The organism is Lachnotalea sp. AF33-28 (assembly GCF_003477885.1).
Classification (GTDB): domain Bacteria; phylum Bacillota; class Clostridia; order Lachnospirales; family Lachnospiraceae; genus AF33-28.
Map to the genome: position 1 here is coordinate 26,185 of NZ_QUEE01000003.1, position 26,863 is coordinate 53,047.

18 protein-coding genes are annotated in these 26,863 nt (G+C 52.4%); 7 read left to right on the forward strand and 11 right to left on the reverse strand.

Annotated features, from left to right (window positions below):
* The first annotated feature begins 29 nt into the window (after positions 1-29).
* From DWZ56_RS04835 to DWZ56_RS04845, 3 genes are read left to right on the forward strand one after another with little or no spacing between them, the layout of a single operon-like run.
* A complete protein-coding gene (locus tag DWZ56_RS04835; protein ID WP_118555265.1) occupies positions 30-1,487 on the forward strand; it encodes an MFS transporter in 1,458 nt (485 codons plus the stop codon).
* On the forward strand, positions 1,484-4,114 hold the full coding sequence (locus DWZ56_RS04840) for a family 78 glycoside hydrolase catalytic domain (RefSeq protein ID WP_118555266.1): 2,631 nt from the start codon (positions 1,484-1,486) through the stop codon (positions 4,112-4,114). The genes DWZ56_RS04835 and DWZ56_RS04840 overlap by 4 nt, the downstream gene beginning before the upstream one ends.
* Complete coding sequence (locus DWZ56_RS04845) at positions 4,111-6,519, forward strand: glycoside hydrolase family 3 N-terminal domain-containing protein (RefSeq protein ID WP_118555267.1); 2,409 nt, start codon at positions 4,111-4,113, stop codon at positions 6,517-6,519. The genes DWZ56_RS04840 and DWZ56_RS04845 overlap by 4 nt, the downstream gene beginning before the upstream one ends.
* A 9-nt stretch (positions 6,520-6,528) precedes the next feature.
* On the opposite strand, the gene DWZ56_RS04850 is transcribed toward DWZ56_RS04845, so the two are convergent.
* The 8 genes from DWZ56_RS04850 to DWZ56_RS04885 form a co-directional block, all read right to left on the reverse strand.
* Positions 6,529-7,350 carry an Mrp/NBP35 family ATP-binding protein gene (locus DWZ56_RS04850; protein ID WP_118555268.1) on the reverse strand — a complete coding sequence of 274 codons (822 nt, stop codon included), beginning with the start codon at positions 7,348-7,350 and terminating at the stop codon, positions 6,529-6,531.
* Between the two features lie 113 nt (positions 7,351-7,463).
* Entirely contained in the window at positions 7,464-7,994 is a 531-nt protein-coding gene (nrdG, locus tag DWZ56_RS04855) for an anaerobic ribonucleoside-triphosphate reductase activating protein (RefSeq protein ID WP_118555581.1), read from the reverse strand.
* A 132-nt stretch (positions 7,995-8,126) separates the two neighbouring features.
* Positions 8,127-10,286 (reverse strand): anaerobic ribonucleoside-triphosphate reductase, encoded by a 2,160-nt coding sequence (gene nrdD / locus DWZ56_RS04860; protein ID WP_118555269.1) that lies wholly within the window; start codon positions 10,284-10,286, stop codon positions 8,127-8,129.
* Positions 10,287-10,526: 240 nt separating this feature from the next.
* Complete coding sequence (locus DWZ56_RS04865; RefSeq protein ID WP_330424833.1) at positions 10,527-13,880, reverse strand: ATP-binding protein; 3,354 nt, start codon at positions 13,878-13,880, stop codon at positions 10,527-10,529.
* A gap of 125 nt (positions 13,881-14,005) precedes the next feature.
* Complete coding sequence (locus DWZ56_RS04870) at positions 14,006-14,854, reverse strand: carbohydrate ABC transporter permease (RefSeq protein ID WP_118555271.1); 849 nt, start codon at positions 14,852-14,854, stop codon at positions 14,006-14,008.
* 12 nt (positions 14,855-14,866) lie between these two features.
* The gene (locus DWZ56_RS04875) at positions 14,867-15,772 is read right to left on the reverse strand and encodes a carbohydrate ABC transporter permease (protein WP_243095079.1); all 906 of its coding nucleotides are present in this window, start codon (positions 15,770-15,772) and stop codon (positions 14,867-14,869) included.
* Positions 15,773-15,856: 84 nt separating this feature from the next.
* A complete protein-coding gene (locus DWZ56_RS04880) occupies positions 15,857-17,245 on the reverse strand; it encodes an ABC transporter substrate-binding protein (protein WP_118555272.1) in 1,389 nt (462 codons plus the stop codon).
* Positions 17,246-17,393: 148 nt separating this feature from the next.
* Positions 17,394-19,736: a glycoside hydrolase family 95 protein gene (locus tag DWZ56_RS04885; protein WP_118555273.1), complete on the reverse strand. Its 2,343-nt coding sequence runs from the start codon at positions 19,734-19,736 to the stop codon at positions 17,394-17,396.
* 275 nt (positions 19,737-20,011) lie between these two features.
* On the opposite strand from DWZ56_RS04885, the gene DWZ56_RS04890 reads away from it, so the two are divergent.
* The 4 genes from DWZ56_RS04890 (at position 20,012) to DWZ56_RS04905 (ending at position 24,184) form a co-directional block, all read left to right on the forward strand.
* Positions 20,012-20,785: a response regulator transcription factor gene (locus DWZ56_RS04890; protein ID WP_118555274.1), complete on the forward strand. Its 774-nt coding sequence runs from the start codon at positions 20,012-20,014 to the stop codon at positions 20,783-20,785.
* Between the two features lie 6 nt (positions 20,786-20,791).
* Entirely contained in the window at positions 20,792-22,561 is a 1,770-nt protein-coding gene (locus DWZ56_RS04895) for a sensor histidine kinase (RefSeq protein WP_118555275.1), read from the forward strand.
* A gap of 85 nt (positions 22,562-22,646) precedes the next feature.
* Positions 22,647-23,498, forward strand: coding sequence for an RNA polymerase sigma factor (locus DWZ56_RS04900; RefSeq protein ID WP_118555276.1), 852 nt, complete (start codon positions 22,647-22,649; stop codon positions 23,496-23,498).
* Positions 23,498-24,184: a DUF2461 domain-containing protein gene (locus DWZ56_RS04905; protein WP_118555277.1), complete on the forward strand. Its 687-nt coding sequence runs from the start codon at positions 23,498-23,500 to the stop codon at positions 24,182-24,184. Before DWZ56_RS04900 ends, DWZ56_RS04905 begins: the two co-directional genes overlap by 1 nt.
* Positions 24,185-24,191: 7 nt before the next feature.
* On the opposite strand, the gene DWZ56_RS04910 is transcribed toward DWZ56_RS04905, so the two are convergent.
* The 3 genes from DWZ56_RS04910 to DWZ56_RS04920 form a co-directional block, all read right to left on the reverse strand.
* Positions 24,192-24,623 carry a DUF1893 domain-containing protein gene (locus DWZ56_RS04910; protein ID WP_118555278.1) on the reverse strand — a complete coding sequence of 144 codons (432 nt, stop codon included), beginning with the start codon at positions 24,621-24,623 and terminating at the stop codon, positions 24,192-24,194.
* 138 nt (positions 24,624-24,761) lie between these two features.
* Complete coding sequence (locus DWZ56_RS04915; protein ID WP_158584450.1) at positions 24,762-25,808, reverse strand: lactonase family protein; 1,047 nt, start codon at positions 25,806-25,808, stop codon at positions 24,762-24,764.
* Positions 25,792-26,844: a sialidase family protein gene (locus DWZ56_RS04920; RefSeq protein ID WP_118555280.1), complete on the reverse strand. Its 1,053-nt coding sequence runs from the start codon at positions 26,842-26,844 to the stop codon at positions 25,792-25,794. The genes DWZ56_RS04915 and DWZ56_RS04920 overlap by 17 nt, the downstream gene beginning before the upstream one ends.
* Positions 26,845-26,863 lie beyond the last annotated feature (19 nt).

The window sequence follows — 26,863 nt, forward strand, 5'->3', positions numbered from 1 at the left end:
TGGATTATTTGTGAAAAGGAGAGAATCCGATGGCAGGAAAACAACTGTTTGACAAAAAAGGGCTTCAAAGCCGAATTCTATCCGATCAGGTGACAGGGAAGGAAAAATGGCTGGGATACCTGGCGGGGCCGGCCGGCGCCCTGCTTTTAAATGCGGTTCTCGGCTCCTACCTGAACGCTTACTACACGGATGTATTGAAACTGACTCATATATGGGGAGGTCTTTTTTTGGCGCTGTTCCCTGTTATGTCCAAGATCATCGATGCCATAACAAACGTTGTTATGGGGCAGATCATCGAGCATACCAGGACTAAGCAGGGAAAAGCAAGGCCCTGGCTGCTGCTGTCCGCGCCCCTGATGGCAGTTACAGGCATTCTGCTGTTTACGGTCCCGAACGCCTCCGAAACCGTTCAGGCCATCTGGGTCATGCTGTCGTACAACCTGTTTTATTCCTTTGCGTTTACTATCTATAATATGAGCCACAGCCTGATGGTCCCGCTCTCCACCCGGGACACCACAAAACGGGGCGGGCTTTCCGTATTCAACAACATCGCTTCCGTGATGATATCCGGAATCATAGTGGCTCTCATATTTCCTATGGTGGTTCTTCCCGCTCTGGGAGTTGATAAGAGCAAATGGATCCTGGTAATGAGCCTCATCGCCGTAATCGCTTTGCCGCTGACTCTGATTGAATATTTCTTTACCAGGGAAAGGGTTACAGAGGAGCAGTCCGGACAGTCCGGAAAAACTGTCTCAATCGGCAGACAGCTGAAGCTGGCCTTTTCAGACAAATACTGGATTATCCTGCTGCTCTATTCCTTCACCTACTTTTTCGGAAACAATATCAAGAACATTTCCCTGCTCTACTACTGCAATTATGTATTGGGTACATACAACGACGGCTTTACACAGACGATGGTGTCGGTCATCGGCGGAATCCCGATGGGAATCGGCATATTCGCCGTGTGGCCCCTGGCAAAGAAATTCGGCAAACGCAATGTCACGCTGGCAGGATTTATCCTCTATGCCGCCGGCGGCGCCATATGCCTCATGGCACCGAAGAATATGGCGGTGGTGCTGATCGGCCAGTTCATTAAAAACACGGGAGGTCTCCCCTGTGCCTATGTATTCTCCGCCCTGCTGGCTGATGTGCTGGACCACATGGAGTGGAAAGGCGGTTTCCGTATTGACGGCCTTACCGCATCTATGAACAGCGTCATCACCACCGTCTGCGTGGGGCTCTCCAGCGGGCTGTTCAACCTTCTGCTGGCCTTAAGCGGCTATGCGGCTCCGGAGCTGATCAACGGCCGGACGGTAGCCGCCGTACAGAATCCCGCCACCCAAAATGCGATCACTGCGTGCTTTTTAGGGGTCGAAATCGTTACCGCCGTCATCCTGGTGATTCTCCTCTCCGGGCTTTCGGTAGAGAAAGTCATCCATAAGGAACAGGCCGAGATCAAAGCCCGTCAGGAGGGAACGCCGCAATGAAAGCAATCCGTTTAAAAACAGAATATTTGACTAACCCTATGGGCATCGATACCGTTGCTCCCCGGCTGTTCTGGAACTGTGAGGGCGGCATCACCCAGACAGCCTGGCAGATCATGGCCCAGGTAAACGGGCAGACCGTTTGGGACAGCCAAAAGACGGCGTCTTCCTCCATGCATGCCGTCTACAGCGGCAGAGCGCTTCAAAGCCGTGATACCGTGATCTGGAAAGCGCGGCTATGGGATGAACGCGATGAGGCCGGCGAATGGTCAGAAGAAGCATCTTTCGAGATCGGCCTTCTGCGGGCGGAAGACTGGCAAGCCCAGTGGATCACAGGCGATTACACGCCCCGGACTAAAAAGAGCCTTCTGCGTGCATATATGGGCAAAACAGCCAGGCGCTATCCGGTGGACTGCTTCTGCAGGACCTTTTCTGCCGGCTGCGCAGTAAAGGCCAGGCTGTATATAACCGCCTGCGGGGTCTACGAAGCCCGGCTCAATGGCCGCCGCGCCGGAGATTTCATTATGGCCCCCGGCTATACGGATTACCGGAGACGGGTTCAGTACCAGACTTATGACGTACTGCCCCTGCTAAAATCAGGGGAAAATACGCTGACCGTCCGGCTGGCCGACGGCTGGTACCGGGGCAGTGTGGGAGCATGGGGCCTGCTGTGCCAGTACGGATATGAAACCAAGCTCCTGGCCCGGCTGGAGCTGACGGACGCAAGCGGCAGGATAACCGCCATATGTACGGACGGCAGCTGGCGCTGGTCCAACGACGGCCCCGTCCGGTTCGCCGACAACAAGGACGGGGAAATATTGGATGCACGGATGGTTCCCAGCTATTCAGGGGCCGCCAGGGTCACCAGGCATGCAGTGATCCCCACCGCCTCCAATAACGTGCCAGTCACCGAACATGAGCGCTTTATCCCAAATGCAATTATTACTCCATCCGGGAAAACAGTACTGGATTTTGGGCAGAATATTGCCGGATATATCTCCTTCTCACTTATGGCAGAGGCCGGGCAGCGTGTGGTTCTGCGATTCGGAGAGCTGCTGGATGGGGACGGGGAATTCACCCAGAAAAATATCCAATGTGCGCGCAAAGGCCGGGTCACCCCGCAGCAGACGGTGGATTATACCTGCAGGGAAGGGGTCAACGAATATAAGACAGCATTTGCTGTGTTTGGCTTTCAGTATGCCCTGCTGGATACCGATGTCTGCTGGGAACCGGAGGATTTCACCGCCATTGCGGTTTACTCCGATCTGGAACGTACCGGCAGATTTAACAGTTCAAGCCCTCTTTTGAACCGTTTTGTCGAAAATACCGTATGGTCGGCCAAAAACAATCATCTGGACATACCGACCGACTGTCCAACCCGTGAACGCCATGGCTGGACCGGAGACGCACAGATCTTTTTCCGCTCGGCCGCCTATCTTTTCGATTATGCTGCGTTCTCCCGGAAATATCTGCGGGATCTGTACGACTGGCAGAAGAAAAACGGGAAACTGCCTCAGATCGCCCCCTATGGCGGTGTGGATTTCTATATGGCGCCCATGGACGGTTCGGTGGGCTGGGCGGATGCAGGGGTGCTGATTCCGTACTTTTTCTGGAAACAGTACGCAGATGCTGCAATACTTAGTGAACACTACAATAAAATGCGCAGCTATGCCCATTTTATGATGAACCGTGTCGGCAGATGGTATCCCACTGCCCGCTCCACAGGCCTTCAGAAAGCGGACAAAAAGAACATCGTAAACAGCGGCCAGTCTTTCGGTGAATGGGCAGAACCGGCCGACGTGTATCCGCTCAACTGGTTTAAGGAAATGTCGGTGCCTCACCCGGAGGAGTCAACCGCCTATACCAGCTTTGTGATGGAAGCCATGGCGCAGATTGCCGAGACGCTTAGCAAGCCTGAGGATGCCGCAGAGTACCGCGCCTGCGCGGCACGAACGCGGAAAGGCTATCAGGCTTTGCGGCGGCAGAGCCGTTTTTCTCTCGATACAGACCGGCAGGCGTCTCTGGTACGTCCGCTGTATATGAAACTGCTGGATGAGCAGCAGACTGTGTATGCGAAAAAACGGCTTATTAAGGCGCTGGAGCATTACGGCTGGCGGATTGGCACAGGGTTTTTATCCACGCCGCTCATACTGTATGTGCTGGCTGAAATCGATATAGAGGCCGCTTATAAGCTGCTGGAAAATGAAGCAATGCCCGGCTGGCTCTTCATGTCAAAGTCGGGTGCAAACACCGTCTGGGAAAGCTGGGAAGGCATGGTGGCACAGGGCGGCATTGCTTCCCTGGACCACTACTCCAAAGGTGCAGTGTGCCAGTGGCTGTTTGATACCATGTGCGGCATTCAGATAAAGACAGAGAACCGCTTTACCGTTGCGCCCCGCCCGGGCGGACATTTCACCCATGCAGAAGCAGAATATCTAAGCGTATACGGAACAGTCAAGTGCGGCTGGAAACGGGAAAATGGCAAAATCATCTATACGGTTTCCGTTCCCTGTAACTGCACTGCGGATCTCATGCTGCCCGGAGGCCGGAAAAAGACGCTTTTTGCCGGAAACCATACATTTGAAGAAATTGACGTCCACGGCCGGACGGATACGGAGGAATCGGTATGAACATTCGGGAACTAATCCAAAATATGACACTGGAAGAAAAAGCATGGTACCTCTGCGGCTGCACCAACATGGGTACCATGCCGATCCCCCGGCTTAGCATCCCGGCTTTGAAATTCTCTGACGGCCCTCACGGCGTCCGGGCTTTGAAAGAGGGCGGTGACAGCATGAGCGGTATTTCCAACAGCCTGCCCTCCACCAGCTTTCCCACGGCCGCCACTGCTGCCAACAGCTGGAACCCGGATAATCTTCGGCGCATGGGCCAGGCCCTCGGGGAGGAATGCCTAAACTACGGCATCCATGTGCTCCTTGGGCCAGCGGTAAATATCAAGCGCAATCCGCTGGCGGGACGGAATTTTGAGTATTTCTCTGAAGATCCCCTGATCGCCGGTGAGCTGGGCGCGGCTTTTACAGAAGGAGTACAGAGTACCGGTGTAGGGGCTGCGGTCAAACATTTTGCCGCCAATAACTCAGAGAATTTCCGATTTACCGGCAACTCCGTCGTTGACGAACGGGCGCTGCGGGAAATCTATCTGAAAGGGTTCGAGCGCATCGTCAAAAAGGCTCACCCATTTTCCATGATGTGCGCTTATAATCAGATCAACGGGGAATTCTGCGCCCAGAACAAATGGCTCTTAACGGATGTTTTAAGGCAGGAATGGGGATTTGACGGTGTGGTCATGACCGATTGGGGCGCCGTCAAAGAGCGGGTTAAAGGTGTAAAAGCCGGTCTGGATCTGGAAATGCCGGGCATGGAACCGCACAATGTCCGGTCGGTCATCCGTGCCGTACAGTCCGGCAGCCTGTCCGAAGAAGCGGTGGATACGGCGGTTTCCAATATGCTCGCCCTCATCCGCCGGGTTTCCCGACAGAAGAACGCCTCCTGTGATTTTCAAGCCCACGCCGGCCTCGCAGCAGAAATTGCCGCGGACAGCGCTGTGCTGCTGAAAAATGACGGCATCCTCCCGTTAAGCAGGGATCAAAAATACCTGATCATCGGCGATCTCTTCCATTATATGCGCTATCAGGGCTCCGGTTCCTCCCTCATCAATCCGCAGATCCTTCAAACACCCGAAGCCGAATTCACAGCCCGGGGCGTGGACTATTCCTATGTCCGCGGCTATCGGGAGAGCGAAACCGGGCTGGAACCCGAGTACCTGGCGCAGGCGCTTAGAGAGGCAGAACATGCTGATTATATCCTGGTATTTGCCGGACAGACAGATTATGTGGAATCCGAGGGCTTTGACCGGGAAAGTATGTCGCTGCCCGAAAATCAGCTTGTTCTTCTGACAGAGCTGGCAAAATTGGGCCGGAAGGCCGTGCTGGTACTCTTCGGCGGAAGCAGCATTGAACTGCCCTTCGCCGATGGATTTAACGCAGTTTTAAATCTCTTTCTTCCCGGCGAATGCGGCGGAACAGCCGCGTATCAGCTCCTGTTCGGAGAAAAGAACCCTTCCGGCAAACTGGCCGAGACCTGGGCAGAACGTTACGAAGATGTGCCCTTTGGCAGCCTCTTCAGTAAAAATCCGGTGGAAGCTTACAGAGAATCCGTATATGTGGGCTACCGCTACTACTTAAGCGCTGGGAAAAGAGTGCGTTATCCGTTCGGCTTCGGCCTAAGCTATACCGAATTTACATACAGTGATCTGAAACTGGATACACAAGACGGAGAATACACGGCAGGTCTGAATGTAAGCAATACCGGCAGATTTGACGGCGCAGAGGTTGTGCAGCTCTATGTGTCCGCACCTGAAAGCGGGGTTTTTAAGCCTCTGCGGGAACTAAGAGGTTTTTCCAAAGTGTTTGTAGCTGCTGGCCGGACAGAACATGTGACCGTCCGCTTTTCGCAGGACGATCTGCGCTATTATCATCCGGGACTTAAAAAATGGGTGCTGGAACCTGGAACGTACCGGATACAGATCGGCGCAAGCTGCGAGGATATCCGGCTGGAGACAGAATTAAAGATTACCGGAGAAACGGTTCCTTCCCCCTATTCCGAAGCCGTGCTGGCCGCATACGGCAATGCCGCCGGGCTGCCGGAGATCTCCGACCATGTTTTCTCCTCGCTGATCGGCCGCTCCATCCCGGTTTATGAAATGGGAAAACGGCCGTATACCATGGAAACAACACTGGGGGAATTTGATACCCTATTCGGCGCTGTCATAAAAAAGGCCATAGTAAACGTAGGCGTCAAACAGTACAAAAAAGCCTGTAAAATGCCGGACGGACCGGAAAAAGAGAGGGAAAAGAAGGCAGGGCTCTTTATCTCAAAAATGATGCCGTCCAACTCCCTGCGTTCCCTCTGCTACTCTTCCGCCGGCGGCTTAAAATATCCTGTCGCAAAAGGCATGCTGGAAATTGCCAACGGACACATCCTCCGCGGCATCCGGGCTATGCTGGGAAAATAAAGCTCCCTGTTATTTTGTAATTTCCTTTAACAGTTCGTCCAGCCAGTTTCCTTCAAACAGTTCGATCACGCCCCTGTCGCAGGCCGCAGCCAGCTTCGGATCGATGGGCAGCTTCGCAATGGCCGAGATGCCGTGTTTCTGTGCGATGCTGTCAATATGGCTTTCTCCGAATACCGGGATCTGCTCGCCGCACTTGGGACAGGCTACATAGCTCATGTTTTCCACCAGCGCCAGCACGGGGATATTCATCATACCGGCCATGTTGACCGCCTTCTCCACGATCATGCCCACCAGCTCCTGCGGGGAAGCCACGATCACCACGCCGTCCACCGGTATGGACTGAAATACGGTCAGCGGCACGTCCCCGGTTCCCGGCGGCATGTCGATAAACATATAGTCCACATCGCCCCAGATGACGTCCGTCCAGAACTGTTTCACAGCTCCGGCGATCAACGGGCCGCGCCATACCACAGGGTCGGTCTCGTTCTCCGTCAGAAAATTCAGGGACATAATGCGGATGCCTGTCTGGGATTCCACCGGATACAGACCCGACTCGCTGCCGTCTGCATGGCAGTGAAGCCCAAAAGCGGTGGGGATGGACGGGCCGGTGATATCCGCGTCCAGAATCGCAGTGCTGTATCCCTCACGGCGTGCCATCACCGCCAGCATGGAGGTGACAAGGCTTTTGCCCACGCCTCCCTTTCCGCTGACAACGCCGATTACCTTTTTAATATGGCTCCCGTCATGGGGTTTTGCGAGAAGGCTCTCTCTCTCACGCTCACTGCAGCTCTCGCCGCAGCTCTCACAGTTGTGTGAACAGTTTTCACTCATAATACTAACCTCCTAAGATCCTGTATCATTGTCCGATACTCATACAAATCTTATTATACGCGGTTTGTGACATATATCAACAAGTTTTTCTGACATATGCCATAAATCAGCAGCTAAGAACGGCCGTCCCTCCACAGCACGATTTCACCGCTCTCCCTGGTTTTTACCAGATCGATCAGCCTCTGATTCGCGGAGCCGCGAAACTGCAGGGATATGTCCTTTAGCGCCTCCACAAACCGGCCGTCCACCAGCACATCGACCAGCTCCAGCATGGGAACGGTCGCCTCACAGTTGGCATAGTTTCCCTCCGCCGTCAGTTCCTCCAGCGTAAAACCCGAATAAGCCCAGACGGTTTTGTCCGGGAACCGCTCTCTCACCCGCCGCAGAAACGGCAGCAGTTCCCGCTGGTTGGCCGGTTCAAAGGGTTCGCCTCCCAACAGCGTAAGCCCGTTGATGTGTGAGGGTTTTAACATCTCCAATATGGACTCCTCCGTCTCTGCCGTAAAAGGCTGTCCATAAGCGAAATCCCATGTCTGGGGCTGAAAACAGTATTCACAGTGGTTCGTACAGCCTGAAACGAACAGTGTTACCCGCACCCCGATTCCGTTGGCAATGTCGCAGTTTTTAATTTCTCCGTAATTCACGGTCATGCCCTCCCTTGTCACCAACCGGAGGTTGATGACCTGCGCACACCTCAGTGTGCTTCCAATTTAGATACGGACAGGGACATCCGGCATGGATGCCCCTGTCCCTGCAGTACCTATTCAGACGGTGCATTATAAATGCATCACGCGTTCCTTGATCTCCTGGGTGCGCCCCTGATTCCAGAACTGAGTCCCGATATAGCCGCAGGTCCTGCGCGCCACATTCATCTTGTCCTGATCCTGGTTGCCGCACTGCGGGCAGGTCCACACCAGCTTGCCGTCCTGCTCGCGGATCTCAATCTCACCGTCCCAGCCGCACACCTGGCAGTAATCGCTCTTGGTGTTGAGCTCCGCATACATGATGTTGTCATAGATAAATTTGATCAGCTGCAGAACAGCCTCCAGGTTGTGCTGCATGTTGGGCACCTCCACATAGCTGATGGCTCCGCCGGTGGAAAGAGCCTGGAACTGTGATTCAAATTTCAGCTTTTCAAAAGCATCCATTTCCTCTGTCACGTGGACATGATAGCTGTTGGTGATATAGCCCTTATCCGTCACGCCTTCGATGATACCGAACCGGCGCTGCAGGCATTTGGCGAATTTATAGGTCGTGGATTCCAGCGGCGTGCCGTAAATGCCAAACCCAATCGACGTCTCGTCTTTCCAGCGTTCACATGCGGCGTTCATATATTTCATGATATCCAGAGCGAACGGTGTGGCGGACGGATCCGTATGGGACTTGCCGGTCATATAGCGCACGCACTCACACAGTCCCGCATAGCCCAGGGAAATCGTGGAGTAACCGCCCACCAGCAGCTTGTCGATGGGCTCGCCTTTCTTAAGGCGGGCACATGCGCCGTACTGCCACAGGATCGGCGCTGCATCCGACAGAGTCCCTTTGAGCCTCTCATGACGGCACATCAGCGCGCGGTAGCACAGATCCAGCCGTTCATCGAAAATCTTCCAAAATTTCTCCATGCTCCCGCCGGAAGAGAGCGCCACATCCACCAGGTTCAGCGTCACCACACCCTGATTGAAACGCCCGTAGAATTTATAGTTTCCGTTCTCATCCTTCCACGGAGACAGAGCGCTGCGGCAGCCCATGACGGGGAAGCAGTTGCCCTCTTTTAATTCCTTCATCTTCTTTTCGGAAATATAATCCGGCACCAGACGTTTGGACGTACATTTTGCGGCGAGTTCCGTCAGATAATAGTAAGGGGCATCCTCATGGATGTTATCCTCCTCCAGTACATAGATCAGTTTCGGGAATGCCGGCGTCACCCACACGCCCTTTTCATTCTTAACACCCTGATAGCGCTGTTCCAGGACTTCCTCTATGATCATGGCCAGATCGTGCTTTTCTCCCTCACTCTTTGCTTCATTCAGGTACATGAATACCGTTACAAACGGAGCCTGTCCGTTCGTGGTGAGCAGCGTCACCACCTGGTACTGGATAGTCTGTACGCCGCGTCGGATCTCCTCCCGCAGCCGTTCCTCCACCATGTGGTTGATTTTCTCCACAGAAATGTCCGCGCCGATATACTTGATTTCATGCAGCACCTGCTGACGGATCTTTTCCCTGCTGACCTGCACGAACGGAGCCAGATGCGCCAATGATATGGACTGCCCGCCATACTGGTTGGATGCCACCTGCGCGATGATCTGCGTAGCGATATTGCAGGCGGTGGAAAAGCTGTGAGGCCGTTCGATGAGCGTCCCGGTAATCACCGTGCCGTTTTGCAGCATGTCCTCCAGATTTACCAGATCGCAGTTATGCATGTGCTGTGCGAAATAATCGGTATCGTGAAAATGGATGATCCCTTCATTATGAGCATCCACAATCTCCTGCGGCAGCAACAGGCGGCTGCTGATGTCCTTGGACACCTCTCCCGCCATATAGTCTCTCTGTGTCGAGTTGACCACCGGATTTTTATTGGAATTTTCCTGCTTGGCTTCTTCGTTGTTGCATTCAATCAGGCTTAAAATCTTGTCATCGGTCGTGTTGGACTGACGAACCAGAGTGCGGGTATAACGGTAGGTGATATACGCCTTAGCCGCCTCGAATGCTCCATGGGCCATGATCTGGTGCTCCACCATATCCTGAACCTCTTCCACGCTGGGCGAACGTCCCAGTTGTTCGCAGGACAGCACAACGCTCTCCGCGATTCTCTGAATCTGCATGGAGGTCATGCGGGCTGTTTCTGCCACTGCCTCATTTGCCTTAGTAATAGCGAGAACAATCTTGTCAATGTCGAATACGGCCTCCGAGCCGTTGCGTTTAATAATCTTCATACACTCTGCGTCCTTCCTTCAAATGCGCCCTGCTATCCACTATATTGTGTAGCCGGCCTTATGAATGATAGCATATATAGTATCAAATGTCAATCAATCGAACAACCGCGTTTTGTACTTCTCGTGTATAATTCTCTTCCATATTTATCCACACTTTGGTGTGCTTCCTCTTCTAAGCGCAGAAAAAGCCGATGCTTCCGCGCATAATAATCGCAGAAGTCATCAGCTTTATAAACAGTTTCACTGCTTCCCGCCGGCAGCGGCATCCAGCCATCGGTGCAGCGTTTCCAAGAGCTGATCAGGGTCAATCGGTTTGGCCACATGTTCATTCATCCCGGCCTCCGCCGCCCGGTAGGCGTCATCGGCAAACGCGTTGGCTGTAAGGGCGATGATCGGAATATCCGCTGCATCCGGCCTTTCGCCTGCACCCATCAGGCGTATAGCTTTGGCAGCTTCATATCCGTCCATCACCGGCATCTGTATGTCCATCAGGATCAGAGAGTAGGTACCGGGAGGATTGGAAGCAAACAGATCCACGGCCTGCCTGCCGTCACAGGCACAGGCCGTTTCCAGCCCGGCCATGTTCAGGAGTTCCCCAGCTATTTCCCGGTTCAGGTCGTTGTCCTCCACCAGCAGGATACGGGTGCCCGGCGCAAAACCGGTGCTGTTTGCCTTCTGCGATTTTAAAACAGGCTCTTTGACCGGTTTCTCCTCCTGCGCCAGCTTCAAAAAGACGGTCACCGTAAAGCAGGTTCCCTCATTGATCCGGCTCCGAACACGAATCGTCCCATTCATCATCTGCACCAGATTATTTGTGATTGCCAGGCCCAGGCCCGTTCCCTGAACCGCCGCCACCCGCGCATCCCCGGCCCGTTCAAATGGCAGAAACATCTTATCCAGAAATTCCTCCGCAATGCCGATCCCATTGTCTTCCACTGTGAATACAAAACATCCTACTCCACGGCGGCTGGAGATTTTCTCCTCGGCCCGCAGGCTGATGTGTCCTCCATTCTGCGTATATTTCACCGCATTGGACAGCAGATTGAGAAGTATCTGCTGCACCCGCATGGAATCGCCGCTGACCAGATCATTGTCCGCACAGCAGCTCCAGTCCAGCAGCTGTTCCTTCTTCTGCGCATCCGTACGTATGATATCCAGCACCGTAATCAGCATATCCTTTACTGAAAACACCGTCTCGTTTAATCCCACATCTCCGGACTCGATCTTGGACATATCCAGCACTTCGCCTATCAGCCCCAGCAGATGATCGCCTGACGTCCTAATCTTTGTCAGACAGTCCGCGACCTTTTCCTTATTATCCAAAAATCGCTCCGCAATGGATGCCATGCCCAATATGGCATTCATCGGAGTCCGTATGTCATGGCTCATCCTGGAAAGGAACTCCGATTTAGCCTGATTGGCCTGCCGTGCGCCTTCATATGCCTCTTCCAGTGCCTGTTTAGCGGCCTTTTCTTCTTCCCTGCGCTCAAGCTCCTTCCGTTTTTCGTCACTTACATTGCGCAGTGTCAGTATAGCCGTCCTGGCCTCCGCATTCCGGATAGAAACCGGATGGATCTCAAGACGCAGCCAGGAAGAAGGCTGTCCGTCCGACGTGTTCCGCCTGAATTCCACCTCTGCGTGGCCGCTGATCGGCGGAAACCACTGCAAAAGCCTGTCCCTGTCACATACCTGCGCCACCTGGGGCCAGTCCTCCTGTCTTACATAATCCAGGACGGACCGGCACAGATATCCGGAAAAGCTGCCGCTGCGGTTAAAACTCATTAAATCCTCTCTCTTGGGAAGACGTACAGCATAATACCGGTCTTCCGTGAGATTTACATAAAATATGCTCACATACACCCCGCTGATCGCATTCAGAGCGGACTGATTCATATGCAGGCGCTGGCTGTTTTCCGAAAGGGTTTCCTTCATGCTGTGAATGTTTCGGATTGTGCCCACCACACGGAATGGCCGGCCGTCTTTCATGATCAGACGGCTGCTCACCAGATGCCACCGGTAATCTCCGGGGGCCGAATCCGGCGTAACCACGCGCACCTCAAACATCTCCCCTCTTCCGTTGCAGATATTATCAATAGCTCTGGGCGCGTCCTCCGGATGGATGAAATTCTCGTCCAGGAGCACCTGTGAATAGTGCAAAAGCTCCCTGCGTATCACGCCCTGGCCCGGCCGGGGTTCATAGCTTATAAATACATCGGAATCCATCAGGTATTCAAACATCGTATCGTTGCCGGCCTCCATGGCCACACGGTACATTTCCTGTTCTTCATCGAGCTGCTGCTGAAGTTTCTTCTGTTCGGTAATATCAATAAGAGTCCTCTGGATGATGGCCTCGCCTTTTTCCGTCCGGCCTACCACCATATTGCTCCCATCCAGCCAGTGAAGCGAGCCGTCGTGCCACAGTGCGCGGTACACGCGGTCCTGCCGGTCTCCCACCTCAACAAGCTGCCGGTAGGTCTGCCTTAGCATATCCTGATCTTCTTCAAGCACAGTCCCAAGCACGCCTCTGTGCCAGTCATACAGCCCCTCTTCCATGCTGTCATATCCTAAAAGAGACAGCGCCGCCCGGTTCAGAGAAATCAGCTCAGATTCCCCGTCCTCATGGTAAACAAAACGCAGGATGCCGCAGGGTACCGTATCATATATGCTGGTGAGCAGCTGCGTCTGCTCGCGCAGTCTCTGGGCATCCTCCTCTTCGCGGGTGATATCCAGATACAGGCTGTTCACCATCCACCGGCCTTCCGCATCCAGGGATTTCTTACCGCTGTCAATGATCCATTTGAGGCTGCCGTCCTTACAGCGCACACGGTATCTGGTGGAATAAGACAGTCCGCCGCCGCTGAACGCTTCGGCGCAGTCCGCAAGAGCCTTATGAAGATCGGGCGGATAAACCGCTCCTACCGCACTGCCGCCCGTCACCTCCAGGAACTCCTCCACCGTATATCCGAACAGCGCCGCCGCTTCCCTGCTGACAAAAGCAAAGGAATAGCTGTCATCGTCATTGCTGATCTTAAGCCCTCCGGCGATGGAGGACATGATCACATCCATCTGCCGGTTCTGCTGCAGTGTCTGCTCCTCCAGTTTTGCCAGCCGTTCCTGCACAAATTCATAGGACTGCCTTCCGACCTTTTCAGGAAAAAATTCTCCTCCGACCATCTCCTGGTACGGATTTGAACAGTGTATATGCGAACAGAGCAGCCCTTTTTCCGCCTCCTGAAATACAAATGTCACGCGCTGATGCACCTTGAGATACATTTTCACCTCGGGCGCAGTAGCGATCCACATCCGTCCTGAAACCACATAAAGGCCCGGCACGGGCTCTATGGCATCATACTCCTCATCCAGGATCTCGCACTTGGGAATGGCATCTTTAAACCTTCCGAACATCTCCTTTGCCGCATCATATCCCGCAATATACTGCTCTTCACCCGCACCCACCCAGGTAAACTGCGGTGCAAAATATTCGGCCACGCCCGCCGCATTGCCTTCACAGTAATGCATATGCATCAAACGGCTCGCGAGGGCTTCTGCCTCTTTAAGACGCCGGTTATGTATCTCTTCGCGTTTATTCTCCACCTTTGTATCCGCCTTTTCTAGGTAAACAATTCTAATAAACATGATACTTGATTGTGATGCCATCGTCAAGGCAAAACAGAGGCGGGAAAAACTCCCGAGGCAAAAGACTGTTTAGAGAGATTGCCCTAGCCTTTCATTCCGGTAGTCGCAATCCCTTCCACAAAATACTTCTGGGCCGCAAAGAACAGTATAATCAAGGGAAGCACCGCTACAAAGGCCATCGCCATCACGCGGCTCCAGACCACCACCGACTCGGCATCCAGCGATAACCGCAGCGCCAGAGAGATCACGTATTTCTTCACGGAGCTGATGAAGATCAGAGGGTTCATATAATCGTTATAGGTCCACAGAAACTGGAACAGACCTGCGGAGAACAGGGCCGGCTTCTGCAGCGGCAGCAGTATGTTCCAGTATACGCGGAAGGTTCCGCAGCCATCCATATATGCTGACTCATCCAGATCCCTGGGGAGCCCTCTCATGAACTGGATCAGCATGAAGATAAAAAAGGGATAGGTACCCAGCAGGGCCGGTATATAAAACGGCAGATAGGTATCCAGCCACCCCAGTGAGTTGTACAAGCTGTAGCGCGGGATGATGATCACAGCATTGGGCAGCATCAGTGTCGCAATCAGCAGCATGAATAGAAGCTTCTTCCCCGGAAACCGAAACCTCGCAAATCCGTAAGCCACCAGGGAGCAGGTCATCACGGTCAGAAGCGTGGTGGGCACGGTCATTTTAAATGTATTAATGAAATAATCCGTATAGGTAGTCCTTCCCGTGCTTCTCCAACCTTCTATGAAGCTGTCCAGAGAGAAAGACTCCGGCAGCAGCTTCAGCGATCCGAATATCTCTTCATTGGTCTTAAACGCGGCAAAAAACATCCAGAGGATCGGATAGAGCATCAGCACCCCTATGAAGGTAATAATCACATAAGTAATAATCAGATTTATTCTCTTTTTCGTTTTTTTCTTCATGAGCCCATCCTCCTAAAACTCTCCGCCGTCTTCGTAATACACCCATCCGGAGGAGGATTTAAACAGCAAGAGCGTTACCGCCATAATCACTGCAAAAATCACCCAGGAGATCGTGCTGGCATATCCCATTTTATAATTCTGGAACGCCTCTTTATACAGCTTGATCCCCAGCAGATAGGTGGCCTTCACCGGGCCGCCGTTGGTGATCACAGCCGCTGAAGTATATGCCTGCAGCGCATTAATCGTCTGCATGATCATGTTGAAAAAGATGATTGGGGTGATCTGCGGAAGCGTGATCCGGAAAAAACATTTCCATTTGTCCGCGCCGTCGATCTGCGCGGCTTCATATAAAGAGGCAGGCACCTGTTTCAACGCGGCCAGAAACATCACCATGGAGGAACCAAACTGCCAGATTTCAAGCATACAGATGGTTTTGAGCGCCACCCCCGGGTTTCCCAGCCACTGGATTGCGGGAAGATGCAGGAAGCCTAAAACGGCATTGATGACTCCGTCGTCCATAAACATCAGCTTCCATAAAAGCGCCACGGCCACACTGCCTCCGAACAGGGAGGGTATATAGAACACGGTCCGGATCAGATTGATGCCTTTCATATTTTTGTTCAGGAGCAGGGCGACCAGCAGGGACATGATCAGTTTGCCCGGAACGGTGTAGAGCGTATAGACCAGCGTCACCATAAAGGATTTCTTAAAATCCGTGTCCACGGTAAACAGGGTGATGTAATTTTTCAGGCCGACCCATTCCGGAGAGGCCATCACATTATACTGACAAAATGAATAATACAGGGATGCCAGAAAAGGATACAGCTGCAGCAGCAGAAAGCCGGCCAGCCATGGCGCCACATAGACTAATCCCATGCAGTCCCTTTTTCTCCATCTCTTCACCTTAACTTTTTCCACAGTCGGATTCTCCCTTCTTAAAAATACTGCCGCCTGTACCCGCCATCAGTGGGTGCAAGCGGCAGATCCTGTAACCTGAATCGGTCAGTTTTTGGAGTCCAGGAAATTCTGCATCAGCGTTATGCCGTTTTTGGCGACCTCTTCCGGAGTTCCCTGTCCATAGGCGATCTGGCTGATCATATCTCTTAATATCTGTCCGTACTCCTCTTCCGTGGTCATGCCCATCTCATTGGTGCCATGATAGCTGGCCTGAAGGATGTCGACCGTATCCTTTGCGATGCCTTCCAGCTTGCCCAGCTTAGCGCAGACGCTCTGGCCTACGGATGTTGGCGGCACGGAACGGACTGTGGTCAGGATCTCTGCGGCCTCTTCACTGTTATAAAAATAGTCCAGGAACATTACGGCCTCCTCAATGTGTTCCGATGACTTGGATACGCACATATACTGAGGGCAGTTCGCGTAGAAACCGTCATTTTTGGCGCTGCTCATCACCGGCATATAGCCGGCTGCAAATTCACAGTCTGGGCAGGCCGCCGTGGCGACTTCCGCTGTGGAAGAGGAAAGGAACATGCCCACATAGGTCTCGCCGGATATCCATTTGGGATCTGTCTGCAGTGAATCGCCGGAGCTGTATGCCGCGATATCCGCCAGCGGAGGAATCACCTTGTTATCGTACAGATCTTTGATATAGGTCAGACACTGCACCAGCTCTTCCTCAGTAAATCCCAGCTCTGCGGTGGCATCCACCACCATGGTGCTGCCTGTCAGCTGCAGCAGATAGGGTCTCATGATACAGGCAGCCAGCTCGCTGTCCCCGATGTCGACCAGATACGCGGAGGAATCGTACGCCTGAAGCTGTTTGCCCAGCTCGATTAATGTATCCCAGTTCATCTCTTCCTTGCTGTCGGGGAACAGGATGCCGGCTTTATCCGCCAGAGTCTTGTTGTAGATAAAGGAGTAGCCGGAGATTCCGGTGGGCAGCCCGTACTGCTTTCCACCGATGTTGCCGTTCTGTTCCAGGAAGCTGCTCTCAAAGGTGGTCAAATCAATCCTGTCCGCATAGTCGTTGAAATCGATGAAATAGTTGTCATTGGATTTCACATAGCCGGGCAGCCAACCGGGACCCATCTGTATGATATCCGCCGCATTGCCCGAGCTCAACTGTGTCGTCAGCTTTTCCTGATAACCGTCGGAAGAGCCGTACTCTGGCTCAATCGTGATCCAGTCGTACTTGGCCTCAAACGCCTCGATGGCCTTTAGGGTTGCCTCCGCCCTCTCATCACCGCCCCACCACATAAAGCGCAGCGTGACCGGATCATGCTTTTCATCCAATGCCGCAGAAGTCTCTCCCGCCGCCGTTCCTCCCGCCTCCGCAGCTGTGGTGGTTCCGGTTGTATCGGAGCCGCAGGCACAGAGGCCTGCCATCAGGATGACACACATCACAAGCGCCAAAACCCGTGAAATTTTTCTCATATCAATATTCCTCCTCTTCTTAAAAGCGTTGTCCGCCGTCTTTTGATAGATAAATTATAGCGAAAATTCCGTCTCCGAAACAGATATTTGAATTGCGTTTTCTCCCCTCTTTTTGCTGACTTCCCTAGACGGCAGGTATCCGATTTTGTTATTTTTCTTCTTTTTTTGCGCCGGCCTTAAGATCCAGCATCCGCTCCTCGCCGGACGAGAGTTCCATTATCCATTCCCGGTCCTGCCAGCAGATAGAAAAGTGTCCGCCCTGTTTTGCGCGGATGCCGGCCTTTATGAGCCGTCCTTCCTTCCACTCCAGAAACAGCGCCGCTTTGCCGGGTACGCACACCCCCTCCAGCTTTCCCTCCGGCCAGGTGTCCGGCAAAGCCGGCAGCAGCCGGATCCGGTTCTCATCCGCCTGTACCAGCATATGAATGATATCCGCAGCTGCGCCCAGATTTCCGTCGATCTGGAATATGGTGCCTGTGGGATTTAAGGGATGCGTGTCCATCAGATTGCAGTTGGTGGAATTGTTCAGCATCTTTACCAGATGCTCATGGGCTTCGTTACCCATATGAAGGGCGGAAAAAAATCCAATCACCCATGCGCAGCTCCAGCCCGTATGGCCGCCGCCCCACAGAAGCCGTCTGTTCAGCGTACGCTTAGCGGCCTCTGCCAGCTCCGGCGTACCGTCCACAGTGATCTCATGCCCCGGATACAGCGCATAGAGCTGGGAGATGTGCCGGTGGCCCGGCTCAATCTCATCATAGTCCTCCCTCCACTCCATGATCTGTCCGTGTTTTCCGATCCTTAGAGGAGGAAGCTTTTCCGGAATCTTCTCAGCCGCCTCCACAACCTCATCCCGGATACCCAGGATTTCTGAGGCCTTCAGATAGTCACCGATCAGCTCTCTAAGCAGTTCATTGTCCATAGCAGGGCCGGCCGTCACCCTGCCCTGCGTGCCATCGGCCATGATATATGTATTCTCCGGAGAACAGGAGGGACAGGTTAAAAGCATTCCAGCCTCTTCCACAAGAAAATCCTCATAAAACAACACTGCCTCCCGCAGGATGCCATACATGGAAGAGAGCCACTCCTTATCCTGGCAATACAGATAATGATTCCAGATATGCAGGCACAGCCATGCGCCGCCCATCACCCAGTAGGTGGCCGGAATCCAGAAGTCCTGCGGGGCACAGTCCCCCCATAAATCGGTGTTGTGGTGGGCCGCAAATCCCCTGCAGCCATACATCCTCATGGCAACCTCATGCCCGCTTTTCTGCATCCTTTTCAGCAGATCAAACAGAGGCATATGGCATTCCGGCAGATTGCAGCATTCGGCGGGCCAGTAGTTCATCTCCGTATTGATATTGATCGTGAACTTGGAATCCCATTTCGGGTTCATCTTATCGTTCCATATGCCCTGGAGATTGGCAGGCAGCGTTCCCGGCCTGCTGGAAGAGATCAGCAGATAGCGCCCGAAATTAAAATAGGTGACCAAGAGCCCGTTGTCCCTGCCGCGCTCTTTCAGCAGTTTAAGTCTCTCTCCGGTGGATTCCCCTGCATGCATGTCCTCGCCCAGGCTTAAAAAGACCCGGTTATACAGCTCCCGATAATCCTTCAGATGGTTCCTTCGGATGTTTTCAAAACCGGCCTTTGCGGCATTTTCAAGCTGCAGCAGCGCCGTTTTCTCGTAATCCTCCCCACAGTAATAGCTGGTCCCGGCGCCGATCAAGACCGTCGCAGCATCCGCTCCGTCCACCACTATATGCTCTCCAATCACCGAAACCCTGCCGCCTTCCGCCTGCACGCTGACCGCGCCGCAGAAGCGCACTCCGTCAAGACCTCCTGATCCCTTCAGCATCACACAGGATTCGCCCGCCTTCCCCGACCAGTCCAGAAAGCGGTCGCGCTCCAGCAAGCAGGAAAAAAACAGCGCGCCCTCACGGTCAGCGGTAAGATGAACTGCGATAACCTGATCCGGATAAGAGGCCAGCGTCTCCCTCCGGTAGGTGATTCCGCATTGCGTATAAGTCAGACTGTGCACGCCTTCCGCCAGGGAAAGCCAGCGCCGGTAGGATGTTACTGCCGTCTCCGCCCCCTTGTCTTCACAGGCCTTTTCCTGAACGCGGTACCGGTCAGGTCGGTATCGGTCGGCAGACAGCACCCCCGGAGTCCTCATATCAAGATGAAGCCTTCCCAGCGGCTGATAGGGTCTCATACTTTGAGGAGTGCCGGAAAAAGCATATTTCAGCAGTTCCTCCGCCTCCGGAATGCGCTGATCCAGGATCAGCCGGCGCACCTTCTCAAGATTGGGCAGCGCGTCCGGATTGATTCGATCCATGGGGCCGCCATACCAGATGCTGTCCTCATTTAACTGCATGATCTCATGCTCCGGATCTCCGTAGATCATCGCTCCGATCCTTCCGTTGCCTACGGGCAGAGCTTCATCCCATCCCCCTGCGGGTGTACAATACCACAGCTCTTCATTCGTTCCCATATTCCGCTCTCCTGTCCTTTCCCGGTTTTGTTCCGGTTTCTTCTGATTTCATTCTACCGGAAATTATTCTTTTCCAAAAGGCATTTGTGTTACGGTTTCTATACCATTTTTGTCAGTTTGCGCAAACGGAGGGTATCAGGTTTTGTCATTTTTCTTCTTTATTTGTGTTCTTTGCCTTCAAACGGTTTCCGGGCGCTTTGTGCGCTTTTATTTTCGGAATAAAAATGATATGATTTTATCAGCATCTCTACGATTCAGAAAACGGGGGAATTCATATGTACAGGCTTCTTATTATTGATGATGAGGAAAAAATCCGTGAAGGAATCGCCAACCTGTTCCCTTGGAACAACATCGGTTTCGAAATAGCCGGGGAGTATTCCAACGGAGAGGATGCGCTGGAATACATAGCTGCCCATCCTGTGGATGTGGTCTTCACCGATATCTGCATGCCGGTCATGGATGGGATCTGCCTGTCCTCCATTCTGATGGAGAAAAACATCAAAGTGGTTTATTTCAGCAGCTATCAGAATTTCGAATACGCCCAGAGCGCCCTGCGCAATCAGGTGGTGGACTATCTGGTCAAGCCAATCAAATATGACGAGCTGGTCTCCTGCTTCGAGAGGGTCAAGAAAATGCTGGACGGGGAGCGCCGTTTCTCTTCTGTTTCCGAACAGCCGGCGCCGGACAATGCGGCGGATGAAACCTACTATCAGGCCATCATTCGGACCGTCACCGACTATCTGAAGGAAAACTACAGGGAGGCGGCATTGGAGGAGGCGGCCGCGCTGGTATCCCTAAGCCCTTCGTATCTTTCCCGGCTTTTTACGGAGAAAACCGGCCGGCATTTCACGGATCATCTGCTGCAGATCCGCATGGAGAAGGCTCTCGCGATGATGAAGGATATCTCCTACCGGCAGTATGAGATAGCGTACCGGATCGGATATGACAATCCCAAGAATTTTTCCCGGGCCTTCAAGGCTTATTACGGCGTGACGCCGCAGGAATACCGCAATAACCCGGGCATATTGAACGGCCGTAAGAAGGAGTAAGTCCGTATGATGATGAAAAAATTCTTTCTCAAACGTTTGAAATACTATTTTCTGCTGATGCTGATCCCCACTGTCATTCTGTTCTGTATCTCCATGGGGATCACGATCCGTCAGGGCAATCAGGCGCTCTGTGCCACCGCTGACAACAACCTTTCCAGCGTACAGGAAAATATCAATCTTGTCATCAACAACGCTCTGTATCAACACGACCTCATGACCAACAACCCCCAGCTGAATCTGGCGCTGCAGAAGGTCCTTCTTTTCTCTGCCATGGATTATTCCGATTATATCTTTTTAAACAGCATGAAGGCGATATTGGCCAGCATCGCCAACTCCCATCCCTATATTTCCTCCATTTATCTCTATCTGGACCATTATACGGATTTTTTCTCTTCCAGCAAGGGGGTCTGCTATCTGGAGGATTACTATGACACATCCTGGTACAGCACCTATAAGAATCTGTCTGACGATGAGAATATGTGGATCGAGGCCAGGCAGCTGATCGAATCTTCTTACTCGCCTCCAAGGGATATCATTACAGTCTATCAGCGCATGACTTATTACAAGGGCGTAATTGTGGTCAATATTGACGCGGCAGAATTCAAACAGATCCTGGCATCCATGATCACGCAGCAGGATGAGAATTTTTACCTGCTCAACTGCAATCAGGAAGTTCTGGTCAGCCATCAGGGAGAGGGCGACCTGTCCATCGACTTTTCCTCGGTCTTTCAGGCCTATTCCGGTCCGGACGGACTGCCCAATCATCAGTGGATGAACACCGAAAACGGCGTATGTATGATCACGGTGCGCCACTTTGACGATTTTAACATCTATCTGATCTCCGCCATCGGCATCGGCGCAATGCTGGACAAGCTGCTGGAGCTGTCCTATCTGCTGATCCTAGTGCTTTTTTTCAACTGCCTTCTGATCTTCTTTCTGGCCTATGAGACCACCAAGAGGAGCTTTGTTCAGATAAACTATGTCATCGAGTCCCTGCAGAACGCGGAAAACGGCATCTACCCCGGTCCTCACGAGGTCCCTTTTAACGATGAATTCGGGGTCATCATGAACAACGTGATCTCGCTGTTTTTAAATACCACATTTTTAAACAGCCAGCTGCAGGAACAGAAATATAAAAAAGAAGCCGCAGAGCTGGCTGCGCTGCAGCTGCAGATCAATCCTCATTTTCTATTCAACACGCTGCAGACGCTGAATATGGAATCACTGAAGCTCTCCTGCGGATCACCCACCTCTGTGAACCGCATCATCGAACAGCTTTCAGACATCCTAAAATATTCTCTGGCCGATTCAAAAAAGATGGTGAATCTGGAGGATGAGATCGCCTATCTGAAAAAATATATCTCCATCCAGAATTACCGGTTCGGCGAACTGTTTGTCATATACTATGAGATCGAACCCGGATTGGAGCAGATGCAGGTGATGCGCCTGATCCTACAGCCCATGATTGAAAACAGCATCGATCACGGTATACGGCCGCTTCGGAGGCTTGGCTTCATCAAATTGAAAATATACAGCAAGGACGGACAGATCTGCTTTGTGGTCATCGATACCGGCGTGGGCATGTCCAGGGAAGAGGTGCGCACCCTTTATGAACGGATCTTTGACAGCAACAGCAGAAACATCGGTCTGACCAATGTCAACCGACGGCTGATCCTGCGTTATGGGGAGAAAAGCGCGCTGCATATCCAGAGCCATCGGGGGATGGGAACCTGCATATCCTTTTCAATCCCAATGGACGGGGTGGCGACGCAATAAAACTGTTACAGAATTTGCATTATTATGCCGCAAAGTGTCACAAAAGGTGTCGGGGCGTGTCTAATAAATCAGGAGGGACAAAATTATGGATTATAAAATAACTGAAGACCTGTCAATTCTCATTGACCAGGCAACCGCAGGGGATGAAAAAGCACTTGAAACACTCCTTAGCAGTGTACAGGATCTGGTGTTTAACCTTTCTCTGCGGATGTTGGGTACATTTCCCGATGCGGAGGATGCATCCCAGGAGATATTACTGAAGGTCATAACACACTTATCGGCTTTTAAAAAGGAAAGCGCTTTTTCTACATGGGTGTTTCGCATCGCGGTAAACCATCTGAAAAATTACAGGAGAAGCATGTTTGCTCATCAACCGTTAAGTTTTGAGTACTACGGATATGATATCGAGAACGGAAAAGCACAGGATATACCGGATCTGACTCAGGATGTTGAAAAGGCCGTTCTGGCGGAAGAGCTGAAGATGTCCTGCACCAATGTCATGCTGCAGTGCCTGGATGCAAAAAGCCGCTGTATCTTCATCCTGGGAACGATGTTTAAAGCAGACAGCCGTATAGCCGGTGACATTCTGGGCATCTCAGCAGAAACTTACCGCAAGCGCCTTTCAAGGGTACGAAAAAAAATGGCTGACTTTCTGGAAAACTACTGCGGCGAATACGGAAGCGGTAAATGCCGGTGTGAGCGCAGAATCAATTATGCCATACAGACCCGGCGCCTTAATCCGGAAAGGCTCGATTACTCATCGTCATCGGAAATCCCGTCACAAGCCCTTTTTGATGTCAAACAGGCTATGGAGGAGATTGACGGTCTCTCCGGCAGTTTTCAGTTCTGCAAAGCTTACCGGTCTCCAAAGACTGCCCGGGAATTTTTAAAAGATTTTCTCAAATCTACACAAATTCATATTATACAGGAGAACTGATGGATACTAAACTCATACTGCAATATCTCACCGAATTAAAAAACAATAACAGCCGGGAGTTCTATCATGCGCATAAAGAGGAATTTAAATATGCCAACGAAGAATTTAAGAAACTGTTAAAGGAACTGATTCTGCAAATCGGAAGGACAGACAGCAGCGTACTTCACAACGATCCGAAGGATCTCACCTTTAAGCTGATGAGAGACACCCGTTTCAGCCATGACAAATCCCCTTACAATCCCTCATTCCGCGCCCATATAGGTCCGTGCGGCAAGCTCCCCATACCGGCAGGCTATTACATTATGCTCGCGCCGGACGGCCGATCCTTCCTGGGCGGTGGTTTGTTTGCCGACATGTTTAAAGACGCCACGGCGATGGTCCGATCCCATATTGCCGCCAATACCGGTGAATGGAAACGCATCCTTTCCGATCCGCAATTTCAAAAGTATTTTACCGTCCGGGGCACGGCGTTAAAAAAAGTGCCTGAGGGCTTTGATCCAAAAAGCCCTCAGGCGGAGTATCTGAAATATAAAAGCTGGTATCTGGAATATCCGGTAAGCGATCAGATGGTGTGTGATTCCGGTCAGTTCATAAAACTTGCCGAAGCGGTGTTTCAGGCCATGCAGCCTTTCAACGCCTTTATAAACAGGGCGCTGGCAGGTTTTGTCATGCCTCAAAGAGGATAGGGACTGGTTACGAACGCTCCCCGGCCAGCTCTCTAAGCCTGATACAGACAGCCTGATATGCCTCCTGCGGATCTTCGATGCCGGCTACCGCCTGCTCCATCGGGCACGGCCCTGTTCCCGCACGGTTGATGATTCCGCCGGCCGTGCTGTCACAGCAGGCTTCTATACCGTGAGCCTCTAAAACCCGGACCGCGCCCTCGCTCATCACGCGGGCATATACCTCCCGGACACCCATGAGGACATACAGGAAGGCTGCCGCCTTTCCCACCACTTTATCCGCCGCCGAAAAACCCTTCAGCTCTGTCTTTTTCTCCAGCCATTCTTTGAGGGGAAGAACGCCCCGCTTCGTGCTGGTGTGGGTGATTCCGTCTTTATATAATACACATGTATAGCCGCCGTTTTCCATGAGGCGCTTGGCCTCCGCCAGATTTGGATTCATCTTTCTGCCCGCCTTTTTTTGTGGGTTATCTTATCATTTTTTCTCTGAATTGGCAAGTGCCTTATTCTCCGCTCCGAACCTGCTCTCCGCGTTGATATAGCATGCGCCGCCATCTCATCAAAAGCCCCTTTTATAACATTAACACGGCAGTCCCATAATTACACAGGACGGGGATGGAATCTCCAATTCATGCCCCGTCCATGACAGTCTGCCGGTCTTTTCATTAAAGAAAAACGTCTGAACAACATCTGTGTGCTGGATTCCCACCACCAGCAGCTTTCCGTCCGGAGTAAAGCAGAATTCCCGGCAATGGTCTCCTGCCAGCATCGCATGTGACGGCGGTTTCAGCATACCTGTGATCGGATCCCGGGAATAGACTGCAATAGAGTTATGGCCCCGATTACCTGCAAGCACATAGTTACCGGAAGGGTGTATATGGATTGCAGACGCATAATTAGGACCTTCATAGCCGTCCAGCCTTCTCGTGGAAAGCCTTTGGATTTCCTGCAGCATACAGGCATCTTCCGGTCTGTACGCAAAGACAAAAACCTCGCAACTTAATTCTGAAACCATGTACAGATATTTTCCGTCTTTACTGAAAGCCAGCTGCCGCGGTCCGCTTCCCTTCGGTCCATGCCAGGTATATATCCGCCGGTAACGCACAGCGTCATAGAGATAGATACAGTCCAGGCCGCAGTCCGCCACCACAGCATAATTCCCGTCCGGCGTCAACACCGATGCATGGATATGAGACGGTGTTCCATTGGGTTCCGAATGCTGCTTTACCGCAGCCGGCTCTCTGATGGCCCCATTTTTCTCCAGCGGATAGACTGCCCAAAGGCCGTTGCGGAATACGGAAACATAAAGCATGCGGCGTATCTCATCCATTGCCACGTGGCAGGGCCATCCACCATAAGCGTATCTTCTGTTGATTGGCTCCGGCACGCCGCAGTTGATTTTATAGGACGCTATTCCTCCTCCCGGCGTACCTTCATACTCCAACGATTCCATCACCGCATACAGATACCGGCCGTCATGTGACAGGCACAGATATGCAGAATTTTCTGCCTCACAGACAGAAATTATCTGCATATCTCCCTGTGCCGGATCCACGTCTACCACATAGATTCCCTTTGATCCTCTAAGAGAATTCGTCCCCACATAGCATCTAAGCCATCCGTCCATCCTGTCCATCCTCCAAAAGCCGGTCCAAATGTATGCGCAGGCAGTAGCTCTGCCTGGAATTCTCACAGGCCAGATAGATCATGCCGGCTTTATCCGCCGCGAAATGAGGATAAAACATCACCGTATCTTCTCCGGTCAGAGGTATCTTCCTCACCCATGTCTTCATTCCGTCCCGGCTGACCCAGATGCTTAAATTCTTTCGCTGCGTCATTTGATTTCCTTTCACATCATTATGGACCAGCAGTATTTTATCCTCGTACTTTTCCAGCACAATTTTAGAGCTGGCACTGGGAATGGCGCACACCGCCGCTTCCGACCACGTGCGGCCATAATCATAGCTGTCGGAACGGTAAAGAAATTCACTTTTCTCCGCACGCATCAGCATAACCACATGCCCCGCTTCCACTTCCACACATGCATTCTCCATCAGTGGATACTGTGCCTTTAAATCTCCGTATGTATGAAAAGAACTTCCCCCATCCGACGATATCATTGCCCCGCAGCAGGACGGCCAATCCATATGGATATCATTACCCACGGGAATCTGTTCCCAATCCCATTTCCGGTCGGTCTGCTGCCAGTAAACGGGAAACAGCCAGTCTCCGTTGGACAGTATAATGCCGTGTCTGGTATTTACATGGGCAGAGGGACCGGGAACCGATACAGGCTCGCTCCAGGTGCGTCCGCAGTCTCTTGTGACGGACATAAACGTGCAGATTTCCCGGTACCGGGACTCCGCAGCGTACGTCTGCACAAATAACAACGGAAGCGTTCCTCCTGTAAATATTTCTGTCGTATAAGCGGCCCGGCTCCTGTGGTAGAACAGTACCTCGGGCTCTGTCCAAGTTCTGCCCGCATCAAAACTGCGCACCGCCAGCGTCACATTACGGTTGTCCGGCTCCAGAGGGCCGCCGCTTAACAATGTACATAAGAGTGATCCGTCCGGCATCACGGCCAGAACCGGCTCTCTGGCGTATCCCCACCCGTCTGCGCTGTCCAGTATCAGTGAACAGTCAAAATAAAAACCTTGATCCACCTATATTTCCTCCATTCTT

Coding starts and splice junctions, on each gene's coding strand:
- DWZ56_RS04835 (WP_118555265.1), top strand. CDS start 30: ATGGCAGGAAAACAACTGTTTGACAAAAAAGGGCTTCAAAGCCGAATT.
- DWZ56_RS04840 (WP_118555266.1), top strand. CDS start 1,484: ATGAAAGCAATCCGTTTAAAAACAGAATATTTGACTAACCCTATGGGC.
- DWZ56_RS04845 (WP_118555267.1), top strand. CDS start 4,111: ATGAACATTCGGGAACTAATCCAAAATATGACACTGGAAGAAAAAGCA.
- DWZ56_RS04850 (WP_118555268.1), bottom strand. CDS start 7,350: ATGAGTGAAAACTGTTCACACAACTGTGAGAGCTGCGGCGAGAGCTGC.
- nrdD (WP_118555269.1), bottom strand. CDS start 10,286: ATGAAGATTATTAAACGCAACGGCTCGGAGGCCGTATTCGACATTGAC.
- DWZ56_RS04870 (WP_118555271.1), bottom strand. CDS start 14,854: ATGAAGAAAAAAACGAAAAAGAGAATAAATCTGATTATTACTTATGTG.
- DWZ56_RS04880 (WP_118555272.1), bottom strand. CDS start 17,245: ATGAGAAAAATTTCACGGGTTTTGGCGCTTGTGATGTGTGTCATCCTG.
- DWZ56_RS04885 (WP_118555273.1), bottom strand. CDS start 19,736: ATGGGAACGAATGAAGAGCTGTGGTATTGTACACCCGCAGGGGGATGG.
- DWZ56_RS04890 (WP_118555274.1), top strand. CDS start 20,012: ATGTACAGGCTTCTTATTATTGATGATGAGGAAAAAATCCGTGAAGGA.
- DWZ56_RS04895 (WP_118555275.1), top strand. CDS start 20,792: ATGATGATGAAAAAATTCTTTCTCAAACGTTTGAAATACTATTTTCTG.
- DWZ56_RS04900 (WP_118555276.1), top strand. CDS start 22,647: ATGGATTATAAAATAACTGAAGACCTGTCAATTCTCATTGACCAGGCA.
- DWZ56_RS04905 (WP_118555277.1), top strand. CDS start 23,498: ATGGATACTAAACTCATACTGCAATATCTCACCGAATTAAAAAACAAT.
- DWZ56_RS04910 (WP_118555278.1), bottom strand. CDS start 24,623: ATGAATCCAAATCTGGCGGAGGCCAAGCGCCTCATGGAAAACGGCGGC.
- DWZ56_RS04915 (WP_158584450.1), bottom strand. CDS start 25,808: ATGGACGGATGGCTTAGATGCTATGTGGGGACGAATTCTCTTAGAGGA.